The sequence below is a fragment of the Streptomyces sp. NPDC001156 genome (genome assembly GCF_053598275.1).
Genome location: NZ_JBSFJX010000066.1, coordinates 23,789 through 44,412, shown reverse-complemented (window position 1 = coordinate 44,412; position 20,624 = coordinate 23,789). Strand labels below are relative to the sequence as shown.

Sequence of the window (20,624 nt, the reverse complement as noted above, 5' to 3'; positions counted from 1 at the left end):
CCCCGTCGCGCAGCCGCCCCGGCTGCGCGCGGTGGTGCACACCGCGGGCAGCGTGCGCTCGCACATCACCGAAGCCTGCTGGGAGCGCGGCATCGAGGTGTCCTCCGCCGCCTCGGCCAACGCGGTGCCGGTCGCCGAGTACACCCTCGCGATGATCCTGCTCACCGGCAAGCAGGTCCTGGAACGAGCCCGCGACCACCGCGTCCGCCGCACCGGGGACACCTGGCTGCGCACGCCCCGCGCCGTCGGCAACTTCCGCCGCACCGTGGGCATCCTGTCGGCGTCGCTCATCGGCCGCCGGGTCATCGAGCTGCTGCGCCCGCATGATCTCGAAGTGCTCCTGTACGACCCGTACGTCACCGACGCGGACGCGGCGGAACTCGGCGTGACCCGAGTCGGGTTGCCCGAACTGTTCACGCGCAGCGACACCGTCAGCGTGCACACCCCGCTGCTGCCCGCGACCCGCGGTCTGGTCAGCCGCGAGCTGATCGGGGCGATGCCCCCGGGCGCCGTACTGATCAACACCGCCCGGGGCGCCGTCGTCGACCAGGACGCGCTGACCGAGGCCGCCGTGGCGGGCCGCATCCGTGCCGTCCTCGATGTGACCGATCCCGAGGTACTGCCACCCGTGCACCCGCTGTGGGACTGCGACAACGTGCTCATCACCCCGCATCTGGCAGGCAGTCAGGGCAACGAGTGGCGCCGCCTCGCCGAGCTCGCCCTGGCCGAGACCGCGCGCTGGGCGTCGGGCGCGGGCTTCCTGCATCCCGTACGACGCGAAAGGCTGGCGTTCCAGGCATGAGCATCCCCTTCGAACTGCCCCCGGAGGACCGTGAGTCGAGCCCGTACACCGGCTACCTCCGGACCCACTGGGAGGCTGTGGCCGACGGGCTGCTGGCATCCGCGTGGCGCTGGAGCACACCGGGTGGTGCCCTGCTCGACCTGCCCGGACGGCCCTCTCGCTCGGGAGTGCGCTCCGACGGTCTTGAGGGCTACGCCCGCACCTTCCTCGCCGCCGCGTTCCGCGTGGCCGGCGCCGGCGGCGGCGACCCGCACGGCTGGCTGGAGCGGTATGCGCGCGGTCTGGACGCGGGTACGCGCACCCCCGGCCGCGACGACGGCGAGTCATGGCCCCTGATCCTCGGTCACGACGTCCAGGGCCAGCCGATGGTGGAGTCGGCGTCCGTCGCGCTCGGGCTGCGGCTGACCGCACCCTGGCTGTGGAAGCACCTCGCCCCCGGTGTCCAGGACCGGGCGGAGGAGTGGCTGCGCGGAGCACTGCGGCACACGCCCTCGCCGAACAACTGGTACCTCTTCCCGTTCACCGTCGCCGGGTTCCTGGAGTCCGTGGGCCGCGGCGACGCGGAGACCGCCGCGGTCCGGGAACGCGCGCTGGAACTGCTGGAGGGCTGGTACCGGGGCGACGGCTGGTACGCGGACGGGGACGGACGCGCCTTCGACCACTACAACGGCTGGGCCCTGCACCTGTATCCGGTGCTCGACGCCCACCTCGGCGGGCACGCGGAACTGTCCGCCCTTCATGGCGCCAGGCTGCGCACGCATCTGGACGGCTTCTCGTCGATGTTCGGCGCGGACGGCGCGCCGCTGTACTTCGGCCGGTCGCTGACCTACCGGTTCGCCGCGTCGGCGGCCGTCGGCCTGGGCGCTGTGACCGGCCACACCCCGCTGCCGCCCGGCACCTCCCGACGGCTGATCAGCGGCAGTCTGCGCTACTTCCTGGACCGCGGCTGCCTCACTGAGGACGGGCTGCTCGGCCTCGGCTGGCACGGCCCGCACGAGGCGACTTTGCAGAGCTACTCCGGTCCCGCGTCCCCCTACTGGGCGTCCAAGGCGTTCGTGGCCCTGCTGGCGCCGGCCGGCGATCCGCTGTGGACGGCCCGCGAGGAGCCCGCGCCGGTGGAGGCCGCCGGCCGTGTTCTCGCCCTGCCCGCACCGGGGTTGCTGGTGCAGTCGACTCACGCGGACGGGATCGTACGACTGCACAACCACGGCAGCGACGACGTACGTCCGCACCAGGGAGAGTCGGCGGCGGAGGACGATCCGCACTACGGCCGCCAGGCGTACTCCACACGCACCGGGCCCACGGCCCTCGGGAACGTCGCGGACAACCACTTCTCGGTCGTGGTGAACGGCCGCGGAAGCGTACGGCGCCGTATCAGTCCCCTGGGAGCCGAGCACGGCGACGGCTGGGGCTGGGCCGCGTCCTGGCACCGGCCCGTCTTCGCCGCCGGGCCCCCGATGGTGCCGGGCCTGCGCGTGGAGAGCGTCACGGTAGTGCGGGGGCGGTACGAACTGCGGATCCACCGCGTGGCCGGGGCGCCGGAGGGCGCCCGTGTCACCCAGACGGGATGGGCCAGCGGACCCGAGGAGCCCGTCGTGTCGGCGCTGCACGGGCTGTACGGCTGGGACGACGGCCTTGAGACGGTCCGCGCGCCGCAGGGCACGGCCTGGACCCGCTGGGCCCGGGTGCCAAGGCTCACCGGGCCCGGCGGAGGCACGTCGGTGCATGTGTGCCTGGCCGTCCTCACCGCCGAACCCGGGCCCGCCCCCCTGGCCGACGTCGTCGCCGGCGTGCTGGCCGACGACGACGCCGTCGAGGTCACCTGGGCCGGGGACGGGGCCCGGACCCGGGTGGAGTTCCGGCCGTTGAAGGTCTCACTCGTGGAGCGGGAGCCGGGCCGTCAGCCGATGTGATAGCTGTCGCCGTACACCTTCCAGTCCAGCGGCGGGTCGAGGTTCAGATTGCCCTTGCGCAGGAAGACACGCTGTTCGGTGTCGACCCGGCTGGTGTCGCTGTGCGCCTCCTCCTGCTTCATCGCCCACACCCGCGCGTCGAGGAAGGCGTTGAGGTACGCCACCTCGCCGCCGCCCTGCGCCGGCGGCTTCGCCGTGCGCAGGGCGCGCTTGCGGATGTTGCGGAAGCTCGTGGGGTCGTCTCCGTCGCCGTGCATCACGATCGCGTCGTAGTACGTGAACTGCCCGAGGACGCCGAGGCCGTCGGCCTTGCCCTGCTGGACGGCTGGGTTGAAGTACACCCGGTCGCGTTCGTCGTTCTGCGCCTGCTGGAACGCCGTGTCCTGGGCCGCCTTGCGCCAGTCCTTGGGGAAGTTGGGGTCGAGTCCGTCGTGCGAGTCGGTGCCGTTCACATCGCGCAGTGCGGGCAGGTACTTGGCGAGGACGTTGCCGGGCTTGCGGTCGGTGTAGAGCTGGACGAGGTCGAGCATGTCGCCGGTGCCGGAACAGAATCCGATGATGCCGGCCGTGTAGCCGCGTCCGTCGCCGATGTCCTCGATGTACTTGTACTGCGCCTTCCAGTCGAGGGAGGAGTTCTCCGCGCTCGACACCAGCTTCATGGCGATCTCCTTCTTCGCCGGGTCGTCGAGTCCGGTCGCCTTCGCGGCTGCCGGAGTGGCCGAGACGCTCGGGGCGTCGAGGAGCGGGAATGCCGCCAGGGAGGCGCCGATCAGCGCGAGGACGGTGCGGCGGGAGGTGACGCGGGCGCCCTGCGTGTCGTGGAACGGATGTGCCACGGGGACTCCAAGTGGGTTCGGGGGGTGGTGAGTTGTACTGATAGGAAGGTTTACTATCAGATCCCCTGAGTGTTGGGTACCCGTCAAGCGCCAAGTTTCCGGCGGCGATCACTCCTGTGAACAGGCCTCAGGACAGCGGCTGTTCGGCCCAGATGACCTTGCCCGTCGGCGTATAGCGGGTTCCCCAGTGCTCGGCGAGCTGCGCGACGAGGAAGAGGCCGCGTCCGCCCTCGTCCGTCATCGTCGCGTACCGCAGATGCGGCGAGGTGCTGACGGCGTCGAAGACCTCGCAGATCAGACTGCGGTCGCGCAGCACGCGGACGTGGATGGGAGAACTGCCGTAGCGGATGGCGTTGGTGACCAGTTCGCTGAGAATCAGCTCGGTCGTGAACGTCAGCTCCTCCAGCCCCCATTGCGCCAGCTGCCGTGTCACCGCCGCGCGTACCTCGGCGACGGCCGCCGGGTCCATCGGCACCTCCCACTGGGCGACATGGCCGGCTGTGAGGGTCCGGGTGCGCGCGACGAGCAGGGCGATGTCGTCGCTCGACCGGTGCGGCAGCTTGGCGTCCAGCACCGCCCGGCAGGTGTCCTCGGGCGACGGCCCGGCCTCCGTCAGCGCGGTGCGCAGCAGCTCGAGCCCGGCGTCGATGTCGTGCTCGCGGTCCTCGACGAGCCCGTCCGTGTAGAGGACGAGACGGCTGCCCTCCGCCAACTCCAGCTCCGCCGTCTCGAACGGAAGCCCACCGAGGCCGAGCGGGGGACCGGCGGGCACGTCCAGGAACTCGACGCGGCCGTCGGGCCGAATCAGGGCCGGCGGCGGGTGACCGGCCCGGGCGACGGCGCAGCGCCGGGAGGCCGGATCGTAGATCGCGTACAGACAGGTCGCGCCCGTGACGGGGGCGCTGCCGCCCTCGGTCGCCTCGTCCTGGTCGATACGGCCCACCAGTTCGTCGAGCAGGCCGAGGAGTTCGTCGGGCGGCAGATCCAGCGCGGAGAAGTTGTGGACCGCCGTGCGCAGCCGTCCCATCGTGGCCGCCGCGTGCAGGCCGTGGCCCACGACGTCGCCGACGACCAGCGCCACGCGGGCGCCCGACAGCGGCAGCACGTCGAACCAGTCGCCACCCACCCCGGCCTGCGCCGGGAGGTACCGGGAGGCGATGTCCAGGGCGTCCTGCTCCGGCAGCTTCCGCGGCAGCAGACTGCGCTGCAGGGTCACCGCCATGCCGTGCTCCCGCGTGTAGCGGCGCGCGTTGTCGATGGACACCGCGGCACGGGCCACCAGTTCCTCCGCGAGGGCCAGTTCCTCCTCGTCGAAGGGCTCGGGTTTCTGCGAGCGCCAGAAGTTGGCCACTCCGAGCACCACGCCTCCCGCCCGCACCGGAACGGTGATCAGCGAGTGGATTCCGTACTCCACCACCTGCGCGGTCCGCTCGAGGTCCTGGGCGAGCCAGCCGGGGGCCTCGCCGAGGCGGGGTTCCAGGGCGGCCCGGCCGCTGCCCAGGCTGTGCGCCTGGGGAGTGGTCGCGACGAAACGGATCCGGTCACCCACCGGGTACAGGGGAGGGTCCTCGCGGATCCCGCTGAACGCGGTGCGCCGCAGTTCGTTGCCCGCCTCCGGCTCCTCTCCGCGCAGCACCTCCTCGAACAGGTCCACGGTGGCGAAGTCCGCGAACCGGGGGACGGCCAGCCGCGCCAGCTCCTGCGCGGTACGCGTCACGTCAAGGCTGGTACCGACACCCACACCGGCGTCGTAGAGCAGCGTGAGGCGCTCGCGTGCCTCCTCGGCCTTGCCGGAGAGGGCGCGCAGCTCGGTCGAGTCACGGAGGGTCGCGACATGACCGGCCGGGGCTCCCTCCAGATCCGTTGGCCGCTGGTTGACGGCCAGCAGCCGGTCCTCGACCAGGTGGACCTCGTCCGTGGCGATCCGCCCCGACGCGAGCAGGGCGGCGGTGTCGGGCGGAAGCCCGAGGTCGCTCACGTGCCGCCGCTCCGCGTCCGGCGGCAGGTCGAGCAGCCGCTGGGCCTCGTCGTTGGCGAGCAGCAGACGTCCGTCGCCGCCGACGATGATCACTCCCTCCCGGACGGAGTGCAGCACGGCGTCGTGGTGTTCGTACATCCGGGTCATCTCGCGCGGTCCCAGGCCGTGGGTCTGGCGCAGCAGCCGCCTGCTGACGAGCGCGGTCCCGGCCGTCGCCAGGACCAGCCCCGCGGCGGCCGCCGCCAGCACGAGCGGCAGTTGCCGATCCGCCGCGCCGCCCACGTGCTCCGTGGTGATACCGGCCGACACCAGGCCCACGACCTTGCCGTCGGGCGCCTTGACGGGCACCACGGCCTGCACCAGCCGGCCGAGGGTCCCGTTGATCTCCTCGATCACGATGCCACCCGCCAGCGCGGGTTCGATGGTCCCGACGAACTTCTTGCCGATGCGGTCCGGCTTGGGATGGGTGTAGCGGATGCCCTCGGTGTTCATCACAACGACGAAGTCGACCTTCGCCTCCTTGCGTGCCGCCTCGGCCCGCGGCTGCAGCACCGCGGTCGGGTCCGGGCTGCTCAGCGCGTCACGTGTGCCCGGCGCGTTGGCGAACGCCTCGGCGACGGCGAGGGAGCGGTGGCGGGCCTCCTGAGTGGTGTCGTGCCGCACCTGCAGCAGCAGCGCGACCACCGCCGACAAGACCAGCAGCAGCACGATGACCACTTGCAGGACGAAGACCTGCCCGGCGACACTGCGCCCGGTCAGCGCCGACCAGATCCCCGCGAGCGGACTCGGCGCGGCGGGCCCCGCGTCCGGCGCACGCTCCTCCTGGTGGCGGTGCTCAGCCTGCCGTCCCTCACTCGCGGGCGCTCGGCGAAAGCGGTGAGCGCGTGGCGCGCGCGGGCCGCTTGGGCGGGTCGACCGGGTGCCGGTTCGACGCAGGAGCCGGACCATGTGCCATGTCTACACTGCCGCGCCCCAAGAGGCGAGGGGCGTCACACACGGTGGTGCCCGCCCAGCGGCCGGAAACGAGGCGGGAGCCCCCGCGGAACGCAGCGCGCCGGGCGGCCGCGGTCGGTCTCCCGGAGCGCAACAGCCGTGCCCCAGCACGGTCTCGCGCCCGAGCAGCCCTCCGGCGCCCGCGTTCGAGTGACCCGGCGGCTTGTCTTCGGAGCAGATGGACCGGACGTGCCTCACGATCACACTCGGCGGGGCTGATCTGCCCGCACGTCGTCCGCCGGGAGCCCACCGTGCACATCCTGCTCGTGGCCAGCGCGTTCAACAGCCTCACCCAGCGCGTCCATGCCGAACTGCGGGACCGCGGCCACACCGTGGCGGTGGAACTCGCCCTGTCCGCCGACTCGTTGACAAACGCCGTATCCCGGCAGGGGCCGGAGCTCGTCATCGCGCCGATGCTGAGGACGGCCATCCCCCGGCAGGTGTGGACGACCCGCCCCTGCTTCGTCGTCCACCCGGGTCCCGTGGGCGACCGCGGACCGTCCTCCCTCGACTGGGCGATCCAGGGTGGCGCCGAGCAGTGGGGGGTGACGGTCCTGCAGGCCGAGGAGGTGATGGACGCCGGCGCCGTGTGGGCGTCCGTCGCGTGTCCTCTCCCGCCGCTGGCCAAGAGTGATCTGTACCGCAACGAGATCGCCGACGCGGCGCTGGCGGCCGTGCTGCTCGCCGTGGAGCGGTTCGCCTCCGGCAGCTACCGCCCCCTCCGGCAGGAAGCGGCGCGGACCCGTCCGTACCTCGACCAGAGCGTCCGGACGATCGACTGGAACACGGACCCCACCGCGACCGTCCTGCGCAGACTGCGCGCCGCCGACTCCCGGCCGGGTGTGCTGGACACGCTGCTGGGCGAGGAGTGGTACCTGCACGGCGGCCACCCCGAGGACGTCCTGCGCGGCACGCCGGGGGAGTTGCTGGCCAGCCGGGCCGGGGCGATCTGCCGGGCGACGAAGGACGGCGCCGTATGGATCCCCGAGTTGCGCCGCCGACGGCGTCCCGGGCATCCGGCCACGGTCAAACTCCCGGCCGTACAGGCCCTCGGCGACCTGCTGCCCGCGTTGCCGCGGCTGCCCGCACTGGCCGGTCCGGGCCTGCGCACCTGGACGGACATCCGGTACCGCGAGGAGGGGAGCGTCGGCTTCCTCTCGTTCTCCTTCCCGAGCGGCGCGATGAGTACCTCTCAGTGCCGGCGCCTGCTGGACGCCTACCGCGAGGCCTGTGCGCGTCCCACCTCGGTGCTCGTGCTGGGCGGCCGACGGGACTTCTTCTCCAACGGGATCCACCTGGGCGTCATCGAGGCCGCCGAGGACCCCGCGGCGGAGTCCTGGGCGAACATCAACGCCATGGATGACCTGGTGGAAGCGGTCCTGAGGACCACCGACCGGCTGGTGGTCGCGGCGCTCGCCGGCAACGCCGCGGCCGGCGGCGTGATGCTCGCCCTGGCGGCCGACGAGGTGTGGTGCCGCGCCGGCTGCGTACTGAGCCCGCACTACCGGCTGATGGGCCTGTACGGATCGGAGTACTGGACGTACACGCTGCCGCGCCGGGTGGGTGCCGCGGCGGCCGACCGGCTGATGCACGAGGCCCTTCCGATGAGCGCCGTGAGCGCCCGCCGCCTCGGACTCGTCGACCGGGTGGTCGAGTGCGGGCCGCAGGACTTCGCGGCGGAGGCGGGCAGGTTGGCGGCCCGGCTGGCGTCGCTGCCGGGAAGCCGCTCACGCCTCGCGTCGAAGAAGGCGGACCTGGAACGCCAGGAGAGCGTCGAGCCGCTGTCCGCCTTCCGGGCCCGCGAGCTGGCCGAGATGCACCGCATCTTCCACGACCCGGATGCTCCCTACCACGCACTGAGGCGAGCCTTCGTACGCAAGGAGAAGCCCCTGTGCACGCCCCCGCACATCGCCCTCGCCACGGGCGGCCGGACCGGGGCGGATCCGGTCGGCAGCGGAAGCCCGACCACCGGAAGGACCGCGCCGTGAGCGTCACCTCGTTCGCCCCCGAGACCGAGGCGCGCCTCGCCCTCGCCCGGCGGGTGGCCGACGCCGTCCTCTTCGAGGGCTGCCCCCTCCACCCGCACCGCGCCACCGCCGGCAGGAGCCGGCTGCGGCCGTTCGGTGTGCTCGTCCCGCCCGCCTGGGACACCGACGACGAGGAGTACGACTTCCAGTACACCGAATGCCTTATGGAACCCGGGACGGATGCCTGCCTGGCGGTCGAACTGCGCTTCCTCCGCGCCCGGCGGCGCACCGTCCAGCGCGCCCGCCCGGACGGAGAGTTCGAGACCGTACCCGAACTCGCTTCCCCCGATGGGATGTTGGTCTCCCTGGACGAGGGAACCGAAGAGCATGTGGAGGCCCTGCTCACGGTGGCGGAACTCGCCGGCGGCGACGGGATCACCATCCCCTTCGGCTGCCCCGCGAGCGAGGAGAGCGAAGCGGTCCTGGACGGGGACGGCCGCGTCGCCGGCCGTCTGATCCACCGCCACGAGGAGATCAACGGCGTACTGCGGCTGTCGGCCCGCAGACTCGAGGGGCCGTTCCGGCTCATGCGGCTGACCGCCGTCGTGGAGAACACGAGCGGCTGGGCACCCGCGGAGAAACGGCCCGCGGACCGGGACGCGGCGCTCCCGCACTGCCTGGTGGCCACCCATCTGCTGATGGGGCTGAGCGCCGGGTCGTTCCTTTCGATGACCGATCCTCCGGAGTGGGCCAAGGGCGCGGCCGCGGCCTGCCGCAATCTGCACACCTGGCCCGTCCTCGCGGGCGAACGGGGCCGCGCGGACGTGGTGCTGTCCTCGCCGGTCATCCTGGAGGACCACCCGGTCCCCGCGCCCGACGGCTCCGGTGCTCCCGCCGTCGTCCACACCCCCGAAGCCGATGCGATCCGCGGCCCAGCGGGCTCGGCGCCCCCCGAGTGGCGGGATCCGGTGACCGCGACCGAGGCATCCCCGGTGTCCGACCGGGTCGTCGTGGAGGGCCGCCCGGTTGCCGTCGGAAGCCGGGTGCGCCTGAAGCCGGGGATGCGGCGCACCGACGCACAGGACCTCTTCCTGCGAGGGCGCACCGCGAGGGTCGAGGCCGTGCTGAACGACGTGGACGACACGGTGTACCTGGCGGTGACGGTGGAGGACGACCCCGGCGCCGACATCCGCCGCGTACAGGGAACCTTCCTCTACTTCCGGCCCGACGAGGTCACCCCACTGGAGGACGACACATGAGCCTTCCCCCGGACGACGGCAGGGTCCTCGTCGCAGGCATCGGCAACATCTTCCTCGGGGACGACGGCTTCGGCGTGGAGACCGTGCGCGCGCTGGCCGGGCGCGATCTGCCCGACGCGGTCGAGGTCGTGGACATCGGGGTGCGGGGTGTGCACCTCGCGTACCAGGTCCTCGACGGCTACGGCACACTGATCCTGGTGGACGCCACCGAGCGCGGCGGCGAGCCCGGGACGCTGTACGTCATCGAGCACGACAGCGCGGGTCTGGACGCGGAGGGCGTAGCGCTCGACGGCCACCGGATGGCCCCCGACGCCGTACTCGCGCTGCTCGGCACACTCTGCGCCGGAACCGGGGCACGTCCGCCGCGGCGCACACTCGTCGTGGGCTGCGAACCCGCCTCGGTGGAGGAGCGCATCGGCCTTTCCGCGCCGGTGTCCGCAGCCGTACCCCAGGCGGTCCGGCTGATCGAGAAGTTGCTGCGGAACCAGGACGACGGCCGGACGACGCCGCAGAGCCTCGTCGGCGACGCCGCGCAGTGAGGAGCGCCGCCCCCGGCCTCCGGCGCCCCGCGTAACGGGCCGTGCGCCGCCGGACGGTCCGTTGCGGCGAACGGTGTACGCGGCCGGGGAGTGACGGCGTGCCGGTCTCGTGCTCCATGGCGGCTCACCTCTAATGGACACCGGCGGGCCGCGTACGCACGCCCTGTCCCACGGGGCGGGGACCGGTCTTCGCCGGGACGGAGACGCATGCACGAGATGTCCATCGCGATGGCGGTAATCGGCCAGGTGGAAGAGGCGGCCGAGCGGGCCGGTGGCGTCACGGCGGTGCTCTCGGTGCGGCTCCAGGTCGGCGAACTGGCCGGCGTCGTCCCCGATGCCCTCTCCTTCTGCTTCGAACTGGCCTGCGCGGGAACCGTGCTGGAGGGCGCCGAGCTGGTCACGGACACGGTGCCCGGACGGGCCCGCTGCACACCCTGCGCACACGAATGGGCCGTCGGTATGCCACCCCTGCTGAGCTGCCCGCTGTGCGACGGGGGGACCACCGACCTGCTGTCGGGCCGCGAGCTCCAGATCGTCGGCGTGCAGTGGGAGGACGGACGGGCAGCCGCGCCCACCCCCCAACCGATCCCCGAGGAGCGCTGAACCATGTGCCGTGTGGTGGACCTGAAGCAGGCCGTACTCGCCAAGAACGACCGGGCCGCGGACACCCTTCGCGCCGAGCTGACGGCTCGCGGCACCACCGTCGTCAACCTGCTTTCGAGCCCGGGGAGCGGCAAGACCGCGCTGCTGGAACGCGAACTGGTGCTGGCCCGCGAGCGGTCCGTGCCGGTGGCGGCGCTCACCGCCGACCTCGCCACCGAGAACGACGCGGCGCGGCTGGCGCGTTCGGGAGTCCCGGTCAAGCAGGCCCTCACCGACGGGCTGTGCCACCTGGAGGCCGGGATGCTCGCCCGCCATGTGGCGGGCTGGCTGCCGGATGCGACCCGGCTGCTGTTCGTGGAGAACGTCGGCAACCTCGTCTGCCCCGCTTCCTACGACCTGGGGGAGACGCTGCGGGTCGTGCTCGCCTCCGTGACCGAGGGCGAGGACAAGCCGCTCAAGTACCCGACCGCCTTCGGCCTCGCCCACCTGGTGGTGGTCACGAAGACCGACCTCGCCGAGGCGGCCGCGTTCGACGAGGCCGCGTTCCGCGCGAACGTCGAACGGGTCAACCCCGGGGTGGAGGTGCTGCTGACCTCGGCCCGCCGGGAGTTCGGCCTCGGCGCCCTGCTCGACCGGGCGCTGGCGGCCGCCGACGGTGCGCCCCCGCACATGCCCGTCATGGCCCGTCAGCCCCACGGCCACGGTCATGACCACGCTCATGACCGGACCCATGACCACACGGACGGCTCCGGGGTCATGGCACCTTCGCGCTCGTGAGCGGTGTGCCCCCGGCGGCCGTCGCGGTCCCCACGTCGCTGCGCCGAAGGGTGACCGTGCGCGGCGTGGTGCAGGGCGTCGGTTTCCGGCCCTACGTCTACACGCTCGCCACCGGACTCGGCCTGTACGGGCATGTGACCAACACCCCGCAGGGCGTCGTCGTGGAGATCGAGGGAGCACCCGAGGCCATCGCCGGGTTCTGCGACCGCATCGCCCGCGAGGTACCGCCGCTGGCCCGCGTGGACCGCGTCGAACACGAAGAGGTGCCCGTCACCGGCGACACCGCGTTCGCCATCCTCGCCTCCCGTACGGACGGGCCCGCCGGAACCCTGATCCCGCCGGACACCGCCACCTGCGCCGCGTGCCTGCGCGAACTGGCCGACCCTGCGGACCGGCGCCACCGCCATCCGTTCGTCAACTGTACGCACTGCGGCCCACGGTTCACGATCGTCACGGGCCTGCCCTACGACCGGCCGCACACCACGATGGCGGACTTCCCGATGTGTTCCGACTGCGCCCGGGAGTACGCCGATCCGGCAGACCGCCGTTTCCACGCCCAGCCGGTGGCCTGCCCGCACTGCGGACCCCGGCTCCGCCTGCTCGTCCACCCGCAGGACGGCGCGGGCACACCGGTACCGTCAGCCGCGGCGGACCCGGTGGCCGAGGCGCGCAGGCTTCTGGCGAGCGGCGCGATCCTCGCGGTCAAGGGCCTCGGCGGATATCACCTGGCCTGCGACGCCACCGATTCCGAGGTGGTCGCCAGGCTGCGCCGCCGCAAGGCCCGCGACGGCAAACCGTTCGCGGTCATGGCCGGTGGCGTCGACGACATCGAGCACCTGGTCCGGATCTCCCCCGAGGAGCGCGAGCTGCTCGACGGAGCCGTGAGACCCGTCGTACTGCTGCGCCGCCGCATCGGCTGCATTCCCGCAGCGGATGCCCCGCGCCCGGCCCGGACCGTGGCGCCCGGCAGCCCCGACCTCGGCGTCATGCTGCCGTACACGCCGGTGCACCGCCTGTTGTTCGGGCTCCCCGGCGACCCCGCGGGTCCTCGACTGCTCGTCATGACCAGCGGAAATGTGTCGGGCGAACCGATCGTCACCGACGACGGGGAGGCGCTCGAACGGCTGGCGCACCTGGCCGACGCCTGGCTCACGCACGACCGGCCGATCCATGTGCCCTGCGACGACTCCGTGGTGCGCGTGTGCGACGGCCTGCCGCTGGTCGTGCGCCGTGCCCGCGGGTACGCGCCCCTGCCGCTGACGCTCCCGGTGCCCGTACGCCCCGGCATCGCCGTCGGTGGAGACCTCAAGAACGCCTTCTGCCTCGGTGAGGGCCGACAGGCCTGGCTGTCCGCGCACATCGGCGACATGGACGATCTCGCCACCCAGCGGGCCTTCGAGTGCGCCGTGGCACAACTGGAGTCGATCACCCCGGTGCGGCCCGGGCTGCTGGCGGCCGACCGGCATCCGGGCTACCGCTCCGCCCGGTGGGCCGAACGCCACGCGGCCGGCCGCCCCGTGGTCCGCGTACAGCACCATCACGCGCATGTCGCCGCCGCGATGGCCGAGAACGGGCTCGACGGCAGCCGCCCGGTGATCGGCGTCGCGTTCGACGGCACCGGCTACGGCGACGACGGGGCCGTGTGGGGCGGCGAGTTCCTGATCGCGGACTACGACGGGTTCACCCGGTTCGGGCACCTCGCCTATGTGCCACTGCCCGGCGGCGATGCCGCGGTGCACCGGCCGTATCGGATGGCGCTCGCGCACCTGCGCACGGCCGGGATCGCATGGTCCGGTGAGCTGGCCTGCGTGGCCGCCTGCCCGCCGGGAGAACGCCGGGTGCTGGAAAGACAGTTGGAGCGAAACCTCAACTGCGCTCCCACCTCCAGCATGGGGCGGCTCTTCGACGCGGTGTCGTCCCTCGCGGGCGTCTGCCACCGGGCGGGGTACGAGGCTCAGGCCGCCGTCGAGCTGGAGGCCGCCGCGCTGTACGCGCCCGCCGGTGACACCTCCGCCTACACGTTCGGCGTCGGGGACCCGGAGGCGGACACCGGGCCGGTGCGGGCGGATCCGGCACCCGTTCTCGCGGCCGTCGTCGGCGATCTGCGCGCGGGCGTGGCACCCGTCCTGATCGCGGCCCGCTTCCACCGGGCCGTCACCGGCCTCGTCCACCGCGTGTGCGTGCTGGCGCGGGAGCGGCACGCGGTGGACACGGTCGCTCTGACCGGCGGCGTGTTCCTCAACTCCCTGCTCTCCTCGGCCTGTGCCGGGGTCCTGGCCGCGGACGGCTTCACGGTGCTGCGCCACCACCTCGTTCCCCCGGGCGACGGCGGTCTGGCCCTCGGCCAGCTCATGGTGGCCGCCCGCCGCCTCGACACCTCCGACTGATCCGACCGTCCCGGCAGCCGCCGGGCCACGTACCACCCACAGCGAGGAGAGGCCCATGTGCCTGGCGGTACCCGGCAAAGTGCTGGACATCCAGGAGCGGGACGGCACCCGGATGGCCGCCGTCGACTTCGGCGGTGTGGTCAAGGAGGTGTGCCTGGAGTACCTGCCCGACCTCCAGGTCGGGGAGTACGCCATCGTCCACGTCGGCTTCGCCCTGCAGCGCCTCGACGAGGAGTCGGCGAAGAAGACGCTCGAACTGTTCGAAAACCTCGGCATGCTGCAGGAGGAGTTCGGCGACCCCTGGGAAATGGCCGCGGAAGCCGGCGGGGCTCTCCCGCCTGCGCGCGAGGAGGCGCGGAAGTGAAGTACATCGACGAATTCCAGGACCCGGAACTGGCGCGCCGGCTCCTCGACGAGATCCACGCCACGGTGACCAGACCCTGGGCGCTGATGGAGGTCTGCGGCGGACAGACCCACTCGATCATCCGGCACGGCATCGACCAGCTCCTGCCCGACCAGATCGAACTCATCCACGGTCCCGGCTGTCCCGTGTGCGTGACCCCGCTCGAGGTCATCGACAAGGCGCTGGAGATCGCCTCCCGCCCCGAGGTCGTCTTCTGCTCCTTCGGCGACATGCTCCGCGTGCCCGGCAGCGGTCGGGACCTGTTCCAGGTACGCGGCCAGGGAGGGGACGTCCGGGTCGTCTACTCGCCGCTCGACGCCCTGAAGATCGCGCAGCAGAACCCCGACCGGCAGGTGGTGTTCTTCGGCATCGGCTTCGAGACGACCGCGCCGCCCAACGCCATGACGGTGTATCAGGCCCGCAAGCTGGGCATCCCGAACTTCAGCCTGCTGGTCTCCCATGTCCGGGTGCCTCCGGCCATCGAGGCGATCATGCAGTCCCCGAGCTGCCGGGTGCAGGGCTTCCTGGCCGCCGGTCATGTGTGCAGCGTGATGGGGGTCGACGAGTACCCGGATCTGGCGGCCCGCCACCGCGTCCCGATCGTCGTGACCGGGTTCGAACCGCTGGACATCCTCGAAGGCGTACGCCGGACCGTGGCACAGCTGGAGCGTGGCGAACACACCGTCGACAACGCCTACCCGCGCGCCGTCCGGCCCGAGGGGAACCCGGCGGCGAAGGCCATGCTGGAGGACGTCTTCGAGGTCACCGACCGCGCCTGGCGCGGTATCGGCGTGATCCCCGCCAGCGGCTGGCGGCTCTCCGCCGAGTACCGCGAATACGACGCCGAGCACCGCTTCTCGGTCGAGGACATCCAGACCCGGGAGCCCGCCGCGTGCCGCAGCGGCGAGGTTCTGCAGGGCCTGATCAAACCGCACGAGTGCGAGGCGTTCGGCACCGTGTGCACACCCCGTACCCCGCTCGGAGCCACCATGGTCTCCAGCGAGGGCGCCTGCGCCGCGTACTACCTCTACCGGCGCCTGGACACCACCCCCAAGCCCCGGGAGGCGACCTCCGTTGTCTGACACCCTCGACCTCGGCACGCCGGCCGTGGACCCCGCGACCTGGACCTGCCCTGCTCCACTGCGCGACCAGTCCCGCATCGTGATGGGCCACGGCGGGGGCGGGGCGCTCTCGGCCGAGCTGGTCCAGCACGTCTTCGCACCCGCCTACGGCTCGGACGCCCTTGCCCAGCTGGGCGACGCCGCCGCCCTGTCGCTGGGCGGTGTCCGACTGGCCTTCTCCACCGACTCGTTCGTCGTACGCCCGCTGTTCTTCCCCGGCGGCAGCATCGGCGATCTCGCCGTCAACGGCACCGTCAACGACCTCGCCATGAGCGGGGCCCGCGCGGCGTACCTGTCCTGCGGATTCATTCTGGAGGAGGGCGTCGAGACGGAGACGGTCGCCCGCGTCGCCGACGCCCTCGGCAGGGCGGCACGGGCCGCCGGAGTCGAGGTGGCGACGGGCGACACCAAGGTGGTGGAGGCCGGCCACTGCGACGGTGTGTTCATCAACACCGCCGGTATCGGCTTGATCCCGGAGGGGGTCGACCTGCGGCCGCAGCGGGTGGTCCCGGGCGATGTGGTGATCGTGAGCGGCCCGATCGGTGTGCACGGCGTGGCGGTCATGAGCGTTCGTGAGGGCCTCGAATTCGGCGTGGAGATCGAGAGCGACTGCGCGGCCCTGGTCGGACTGGTCGACACCATGCTCGCCGTCACCCCGGACCTGCACGTCCTGCGCGATCCCACCCGGGGCGGCCTCGGGGCGGCGCTGAACGAGATCGCGGCCGCCTCGGGCACCGGGGTCGTGATCACGGAGCGCGAGGTCCCGGTCCCGGAGCCCGTGGCCAACGCGTGCGCCGTGCTGGGCCTGGACCCCATGTATGTGGCCAACGAGGGGAAGCTGGTGGCGTTCGTCCCGCGCGAGCACGCGGACGCGGTCCTGGACGCCATGCGCGCGCACCCCCTGGGCAGGGAGTCCCGGATCATCGGCGAGGCGGTGGCGACCCATCCGGGTATGGTCGTGGCCCGCACCGGCCTCGGCGGCACCCGCGTGGTGGACATGCCGATCGGCGAACAGTTGCCGAGGATCTGCTGACCCGCGCAGACCGTCACCAGGTAAACTGATCGGTTTTCATGGGGTGGAAACGGGTCTAACCTCTGGTACATGACCACGGACGCGAAACAGAGTTCCCGTGACCGGCTGCTGGATGCGGCGGCCAGACTCGCCTACCTCGAGGGTGTCGGCGTGGGCGTCGAAGCGCTGTGCCGGACGGCGGGTGTGTCGAAACGCTCGATGTACCAGTTGTTCGAGAGCAAGGACGAACTGCTGGCGGCGAGTCTGGACAAGCGGGCTCCGGTCTACGCGGCCGAGCTGCTGCCGGACGCCGACGACGGTCGGTCGCCGCGCGAACGCATTCTGTACGTCTTCGAGCGGACGGAGGAGCAGTCGGTGGCCCCGGACTACCGGGGCTGCCCCTACCTCGCCGTGCTGACCGAGCTCAAGGACCCGGACCATCCCGCGAGCCGTGTGGCCGGCCGGGTCAAGCAGGATCTGACCGCCTTCTTCCGCGGCGAGGCCGAACGGGGCGGGGCGAGTGATCCCGATCTGCTGGCCAGGCAACTGGTCCTGGTCTTCGACGGTGCGAGCGCCCGCGCCGGCGCCCGGGTCGAGTCCCTGGCCGGACTGGTCGGCCCGACCGTCACCACCCTCCTCGACGCGGCCGGCGTGCGCTGAGCCACCGGCCGCCGGCGGGGCCTTGAGCGCCTCCGCCGGGGCCGGGGCGCGTCCGCCGCGCGCTCTGCGTCGGAAAACCAAACTGAATGCGCGCCTCGACTTGAACGAGGAAACCGATCGGTTTACGGTAAGCGGAAACCGATCGGTTTCCTGCTGTGGAGGCAATCATGACCGCGATCAAAAACGCCACGGTTCTCGTCACCGGTGGCAACCGGGGTATCGGCAAGGCACTGGTGGAGGAGCTGTACGCCCGTGGTGCGGGCAAGGTCTACGCGACGGCCCGCGACCCCCGCACGGTGACGCACCCCGACGCCGTCCCGGTGGCACTGGAGGTGAGCGACCCCGCTTCCGTCGCGGCCGCCGCCGAGCAGGCCGGGGACGTCACGATCCTGATCAACAACGCCGGGACCGCGAGCCACGCTTCGTACCTCGACTCGCCGATGAACGACGTGCGCCGTGACATGGACATCAACTTCTACGGTCCGCTGCAGGTCGCGCGCGCCTTCGTCCCGGTCATCGAGCGCAACGGCGGCGGCCACGTCCTCAACGTGCACTCCGCCCTGTCCTGGCTCGCCGACGGCACCCCCTACAGCGCCTCCAAGGCCGCGCTGTGGTCGCAGACCAACTCCCTGCGCCTGCACCTGCGGCCGCGCGGCATCACCGTCACGGGGCTCCATGTGGCCTACGTCGACACCGACATGACCTCGGGTATCGACGCGCCCAAGTCGAGCCCCCGCGACGTCGCCGTGGTGGCGCTCGACGGCATCGAGTCCGGTGCCCACGAGGTGCTGGTCGACGACATCACCCGACAGGTCAAGTCGGCGCTGGCCGGGGACCTGGAGGCGCTGTACGAGCAGCTGCGGTAACCGCGGTCACGGCCGCACGGCGATCGGGGCGGTGCGCCGGCGCCGCCCTCGCGGCGCACCGCAAAGACCGCAGGTCATGGCTGCGGCACCGGCCGGGTGTAGAGGCGTACGACCGGTTCCAGATAGTCCACGTGCGGGCCGTCGAGTCCGGCCAGATCGCCGGGGGAGCGGATCAGGGCGATCCGGTCCAGTTCCGGCTGCACGCCGTCTGCCGTCTCCGAGCGCACCAGGGCTTCGAATCGTTCGTACAGGAACGACGCCGGCTTACGGGGAGCGGTGAACAGGGCGCCTATGTTCCCGTTCCGGCCGCGGGTGACGCGCCACAGCGTCAGTTCCCCGGGTGGCATGTCGAGCCCGGTCTCCTCGACCAGCTCCCGCGCGGCGTGTCGGCGCAGCGTGCCGAGGTCGAGGGGCTCCTGGTCGTCCGGCGGTTCGACGGAGCCGCCCGGCAGCTGCCAGCGGCCGGGGGCGGCTGTGGACGACGACATCCGTGCCACCATCAGGCGCCCGTCGTCCGTCGGCTGGACGACGGCGACGAACAGCGACGGCAGCCAGGAGACGGCACCCCGTACCCGGCGCAGGACGTAGTGCCGGTAGGTCGTCCGTGCCCAGGAGACCACCAGGCTGTGCGGACCCTCCCGTTCGACGCCCGCGCACGCCGCCACCGGCCCGTCGAAGAGGCTCGGGTTGGCCCGGACCGCCTCATCCCACCCCCGGTCCATGGCCGAACGGTCGTCGGGCGACAGCAGCGGTGTGGCCGCTTCGACGAACCGGAGCCGGTGGACGTCCAGCAGGGCGACATCGGAAGATCGCGGCAGTGGCTCGTTCACCGGCACATGCTGGCACACCCGGCCTTCGGCCGCCGCCGCGGGCCGCGGCACGTGTCGCGGCGCACGGGGACGCAACGGGGAGGCCCTGCTCGACCGAGGCGTGGACGGAGAGGGCGGACCGTGCTTCAGTCCGGCCTCGTGTACACCTCGTCCACGTTGGGACGCGGTGCCGGGCGACGGCCGGCCGCCGGGCCTTCCGCGAAGGCGCGCAGCAGGTTCTCCGAGGTGCGGGTCACGAAGGCTCGCGTACGGCCGTCCATGCCGTGGTCGCGACCACCGTCGGCGGTGCCGGCCATGAGCGCCTCCACCCAGCGCATGGTGCCGGTCGCGAAGACGCCCGCTCCGCTCGGGACCGTGTAGTAGGCCGAGTCGCTGTGACTGCGCTCGCCGTTGCACACCAGCGGCGAGTGGGCCGTGATCTCCAGGGGTTCGGGCACGGGCGCCGCCGGGGTGACCCGGTCGTACTCGACGCCGACCAGGTGGTCGAAGCCGTCGCCTGCCCGCACCCCCGTGCCCTCGTACAGCCAGTGATCCGCCGTGTGGACGACATAGGGCGCGTCCACCGGATAGCCCTCGTAGAGGACACCCGTGAGGGACGACTCCGGGTCGGCCGCGGGTGCCTGGCGGAAGTCGGTGGTCGCCAGGGCGGGGCGGGTCGCGTAGTACGGGTCGGCGCGGACGGAGGACTTGTAGCAGACCACGGTGCGGTCGGACTGCTTCTCGCCCTCCTCCAGCCGGACCCGGCGGAAGCACGTGTTCGCGCCGAGGAACGCGACGTTGGTGCCGGTGTCGCGGGCCTCGGTGATGTGCCGCCGCTGCTCCGGGGTCCAGTACTCGTCATGGCCCAGGCAGAGCACGGCGGTCGCGTCGCGCAGGACCCGCGGATCGCGATGCACGTCCATGCCCGTGGTGTACGCCAGCGGTATGCCGAGCCGTTCGGCCAGAACCACCAGCGCCCGCTCGTACGTCAGGAACCTGGCGTTGCCCTCGGAGTCGTAGGGCCGGTCGAGACTGACGGCCAGGGACCGGGTGGCGTAGGCGCCCGACGGGCCGGCGTACAGGCTGTACCCGCCCCACCCGTTGTACGCCTGCCAGGTGGCCGGGGCGTGCATCAGGACGGTACGTCCCGCGGCCCGGGTGGAGCGCACGATGAGCGGGAGATGGCGCTGGTGCCCATTGTCCGCGTCCACTCGCAGCAGATACGCGCCCTCCGGCCAGCCGTCCGTGCTGAACACGAGGGTGCGCTTCCAGTCGGCGCGGACCGTGCGGGTGCTCTGGAGCAGGCGGGGTTCCGTCTGCGGTCGCCCCGGTATGCGCCCGGAGGACCAGACGAGCCGGGCCTCGGCTCCGCCGTACCAGCCGATGCGGAAGGCATGGACGCGGACGGAGGACGCGGTCGTCGAGACGTACAGACCGCACTCCTCGCCCGGGGTCACGCTCACCCGGTCGGCGTAGGCGGCGACGGACGTGGCGGGGCCCTCCGAGGTGACGCGCCAGTCCGGGCTCCCCGGACGGTCGCGTTCGGATTCGGCCCGGTGGGCGGCCGCTACCGCGGACCGCTTGCGCGCGTGCGGGGCCGGATCGGCACTGGCCGCCGCCGAGGCGAGCCCGACGCCCGTGCACACACCGAGGAAGTGCCGGCGCCGCATGTGCTCACCGCCGTGCTGCGGCCTGCTCC

At 72.4% G+C, this 20,624-nt stretch carries 17 protein-coding genes; 13 read left to right on the top strand and 4 right to left on the bottom strand.

The genetic code is table 11. The features are described 5' to 3' along the window. Together ACWDA7_RS27215 and ACWDA7_RS27210 are read left to right on the top strand one after the other, a co-directional pair. On the top strand, positions 1-802 hold an 802-nt coding region (locus tag ACWDA7_RS27215), incomplete at its 5' end, for a hydroxyacid dehydrogenase (RefSeq protein WP_450607118.1). Continuing rightward, the gene (locus ACWDA7_RS27210) at positions 799-2,715 is read left to right on the top strand and encodes a DUF2264 domain-containing protein (RefSeq protein WP_450607116.1); all 1,917 of its coding nucleotides are present in this window, start codon (positions 799-801) and stop codon (positions 2,713-2,715) included. The genes ACWDA7_RS27215 and ACWDA7_RS27210, both read left to right, overlap by 4 nt. Here ACWDA7_RS27210 and ACWDA7_RS27205 read toward each other — a convergent pair. Both ACWDA7_RS27205 and ACWDA7_RS27200 read right to left on the bottom strand, forming a co-directional pair. Then, positions 2,703-3,551 (bottom strand): chitosanase, encoded by an 849-nt coding sequence (locus ACWDA7_RS27205; RefSeq protein WP_450607114.1) that lies wholly within the window; start codon positions 3,549-3,551, stop codon positions 2,703-2,705. The genes ACWDA7_RS27210 and ACWDA7_RS27205 overlap by 13 nt on opposite strands. A 127-nt stretch (positions 3,552-3,678) precedes the next feature. Next, positions 3,679-6,477 carry a SpoIIE family protein phosphatase gene (locus tag ACWDA7_RS27200; protein WP_450607112.1) on the bottom strand — a complete coding sequence of 933 codons (2,799 nt, stop codon included), beginning with the start codon at positions 6,475-6,477 and terminating at the stop codon, positions 3,679-3,681. 296 nt (positions 6,478-6,773) lie between these two features. On the opposite strand from ACWDA7_RS27200, the gene ACWDA7_RS27195 reads away from it, so the two are divergent. The 11 genes from ACWDA7_RS27195 to ACWDA7_RS27145 all read left to right on the top strand — a co-directional run bounded on the left by ACWDA7_RS27195 (position 6,774) and on the right by ACWDA7_RS27145 (position 18,116). Next, complete coding sequence (locus ACWDA7_RS27195) at positions 6,774-8,510, top strand: enoyl-CoA hydratase-related protein (protein WP_450607110.1); 1,737 nt, start codon at positions 6,774-6,776, stop codon at positions 8,508-8,510. Further along, on the top strand, positions 8,507-9,748 hold the full coding sequence (locus ACWDA7_RS27190; protein ID WP_450607109.1) for a hypothetical protein: 1,242 nt from the start codon (positions 8,507-8,509) through the stop codon (positions 9,746-9,748). The genes ACWDA7_RS27195 and ACWDA7_RS27190 overlap by 4 nt, the downstream gene beginning before the upstream one ends. After that, complete coding sequence (locus ACWDA7_RS27185) at positions 9,745-10,287, top strand: hydrogenase maturation protease (protein WP_450607107.1); 543 nt, start codon at positions 9,745-9,747, stop codon at positions 10,285-10,287. Before ACWDA7_RS27190 ends, ACWDA7_RS27185 begins: the two co-directional genes overlap by 4 nt. A 207-nt stretch (positions 10,288-10,494) precedes the next feature. Further along, a complete protein-coding gene (locus tag ACWDA7_RS27180) occupies positions 10,495-10,890 on the top strand; it encodes a hydrogenase maturation nickel metallochaperone HypA/HybF (RefSeq protein ID WP_450607105.1) in 396 nt (131 codons plus the stop codon). A gap of 3 nt (positions 10,891-10,893) precedes the next feature. After that, positions 10,894-11,667 (top strand): hydrogenase nickel incorporation protein HypB, encoded by a 774-nt coding sequence (gene hypB / locus ACWDA7_RS27175; protein ID WP_450607103.1) that lies wholly within the window; start codon positions 10,894-10,896, stop codon positions 11,665-11,667. Beyond that, the gene (gene hypF, locus ACWDA7_RS27170; RefSeq protein WP_450607101.1) at positions 11,664-14,054 is read left to right on the top strand and encodes a carbamoyltransferase HypF; all 2,391 of its coding nucleotides are present in this window, start codon (positions 11,664-11,666) and stop codon (positions 14,052-14,054) included. Before hypB ends, hypF begins: the two co-directional genes overlap by 4 nt. Before the next feature lie 55 nt (positions 14,055-14,109). Continuing rightward, positions 14,110-14,418, top strand: a complete 309-nt coding sequence (locus ACWDA7_RS27165; RefSeq protein WP_450607099.1) for a HypC/HybG/HupF family hydrogenase formation chaperone — start codon at positions 14,110-14,112, stop codon at positions 14,416-14,418. Continuing rightward, positions 14,415-15,539, top strand: coding sequence for a hydrogenase formation protein HypD (gene hypD / locus ACWDA7_RS27160; protein WP_450607097.1), 1,125 nt, complete (start codon positions 14,415-14,417; stop codon positions 15,537-15,539). The genes ACWDA7_RS27165 and hypD overlap by 4 nt, the downstream gene beginning before the upstream one ends. Continuing rightward, entirely contained in the window at positions 15,532-16,611 is a 1,080-nt protein-coding gene (gene hypE / locus ACWDA7_RS27155; RefSeq protein ID WP_450607095.1) for a hydrogenase expression/formation protein HypE, read from the top strand. Before hypD ends, hypE begins: the two co-directional genes overlap by 8 nt. 69 nt (positions 16,612-16,680) lie before the next feature. Beyond that, positions 16,681-17,250, top strand: a complete 570-nt coding sequence (locus tag ACWDA7_RS27150; protein ID WP_450607094.1) for a TetR/AcrR family transcriptional regulator — start codon at positions 16,681-16,683, stop codon at positions 17,248-17,250. A 167-nt stretch (positions 17,251-17,417) separates the two neighbouring features. After that, a complete protein-coding gene (locus ACWDA7_RS27145) occupies positions 17,418-18,116 on the top strand; it encodes an SDR family oxidoreductase (RefSeq protein ID WP_450607092.1) in 699 nt (232 codons plus the stop codon). Positions 18,117-18,190: 74 nt separating this feature from the next. Here the strand turns inward: ACWDA7_RS27145 and ACWDA7_RS27140 are convergent, their stop codons facing one another. Together ACWDA7_RS27140 and ACWDA7_RS27135 are read right to left on the bottom strand one after the other, a co-directional pair. Next, positions 18,191-18,946 carry an NUDIX hydrolase gene (locus ACWDA7_RS27140; protein WP_450607090.1) on the bottom strand — a complete coding sequence of 252 codons (756 nt, stop codon included), beginning with the start codon at positions 18,944-18,946 and terminating at the stop codon, positions 18,191-18,193. A 125-nt stretch (positions 18,947-19,071) separates the two neighbouring features. Continuing rightward, the gene (locus ACWDA7_RS27135) at positions 19,072-20,595 is read right to left on the bottom strand and encodes a N,N-dimethylformamidase beta subunit family domain-containing protein (RefSeq protein WP_450607122.1); all 1,524 of its coding nucleotides are present in this window, start codon (positions 20,593-20,595) and stop codon (positions 19,072-19,074) included. Positions 20,596-20,624: the final 29 nt, after the last annotated feature.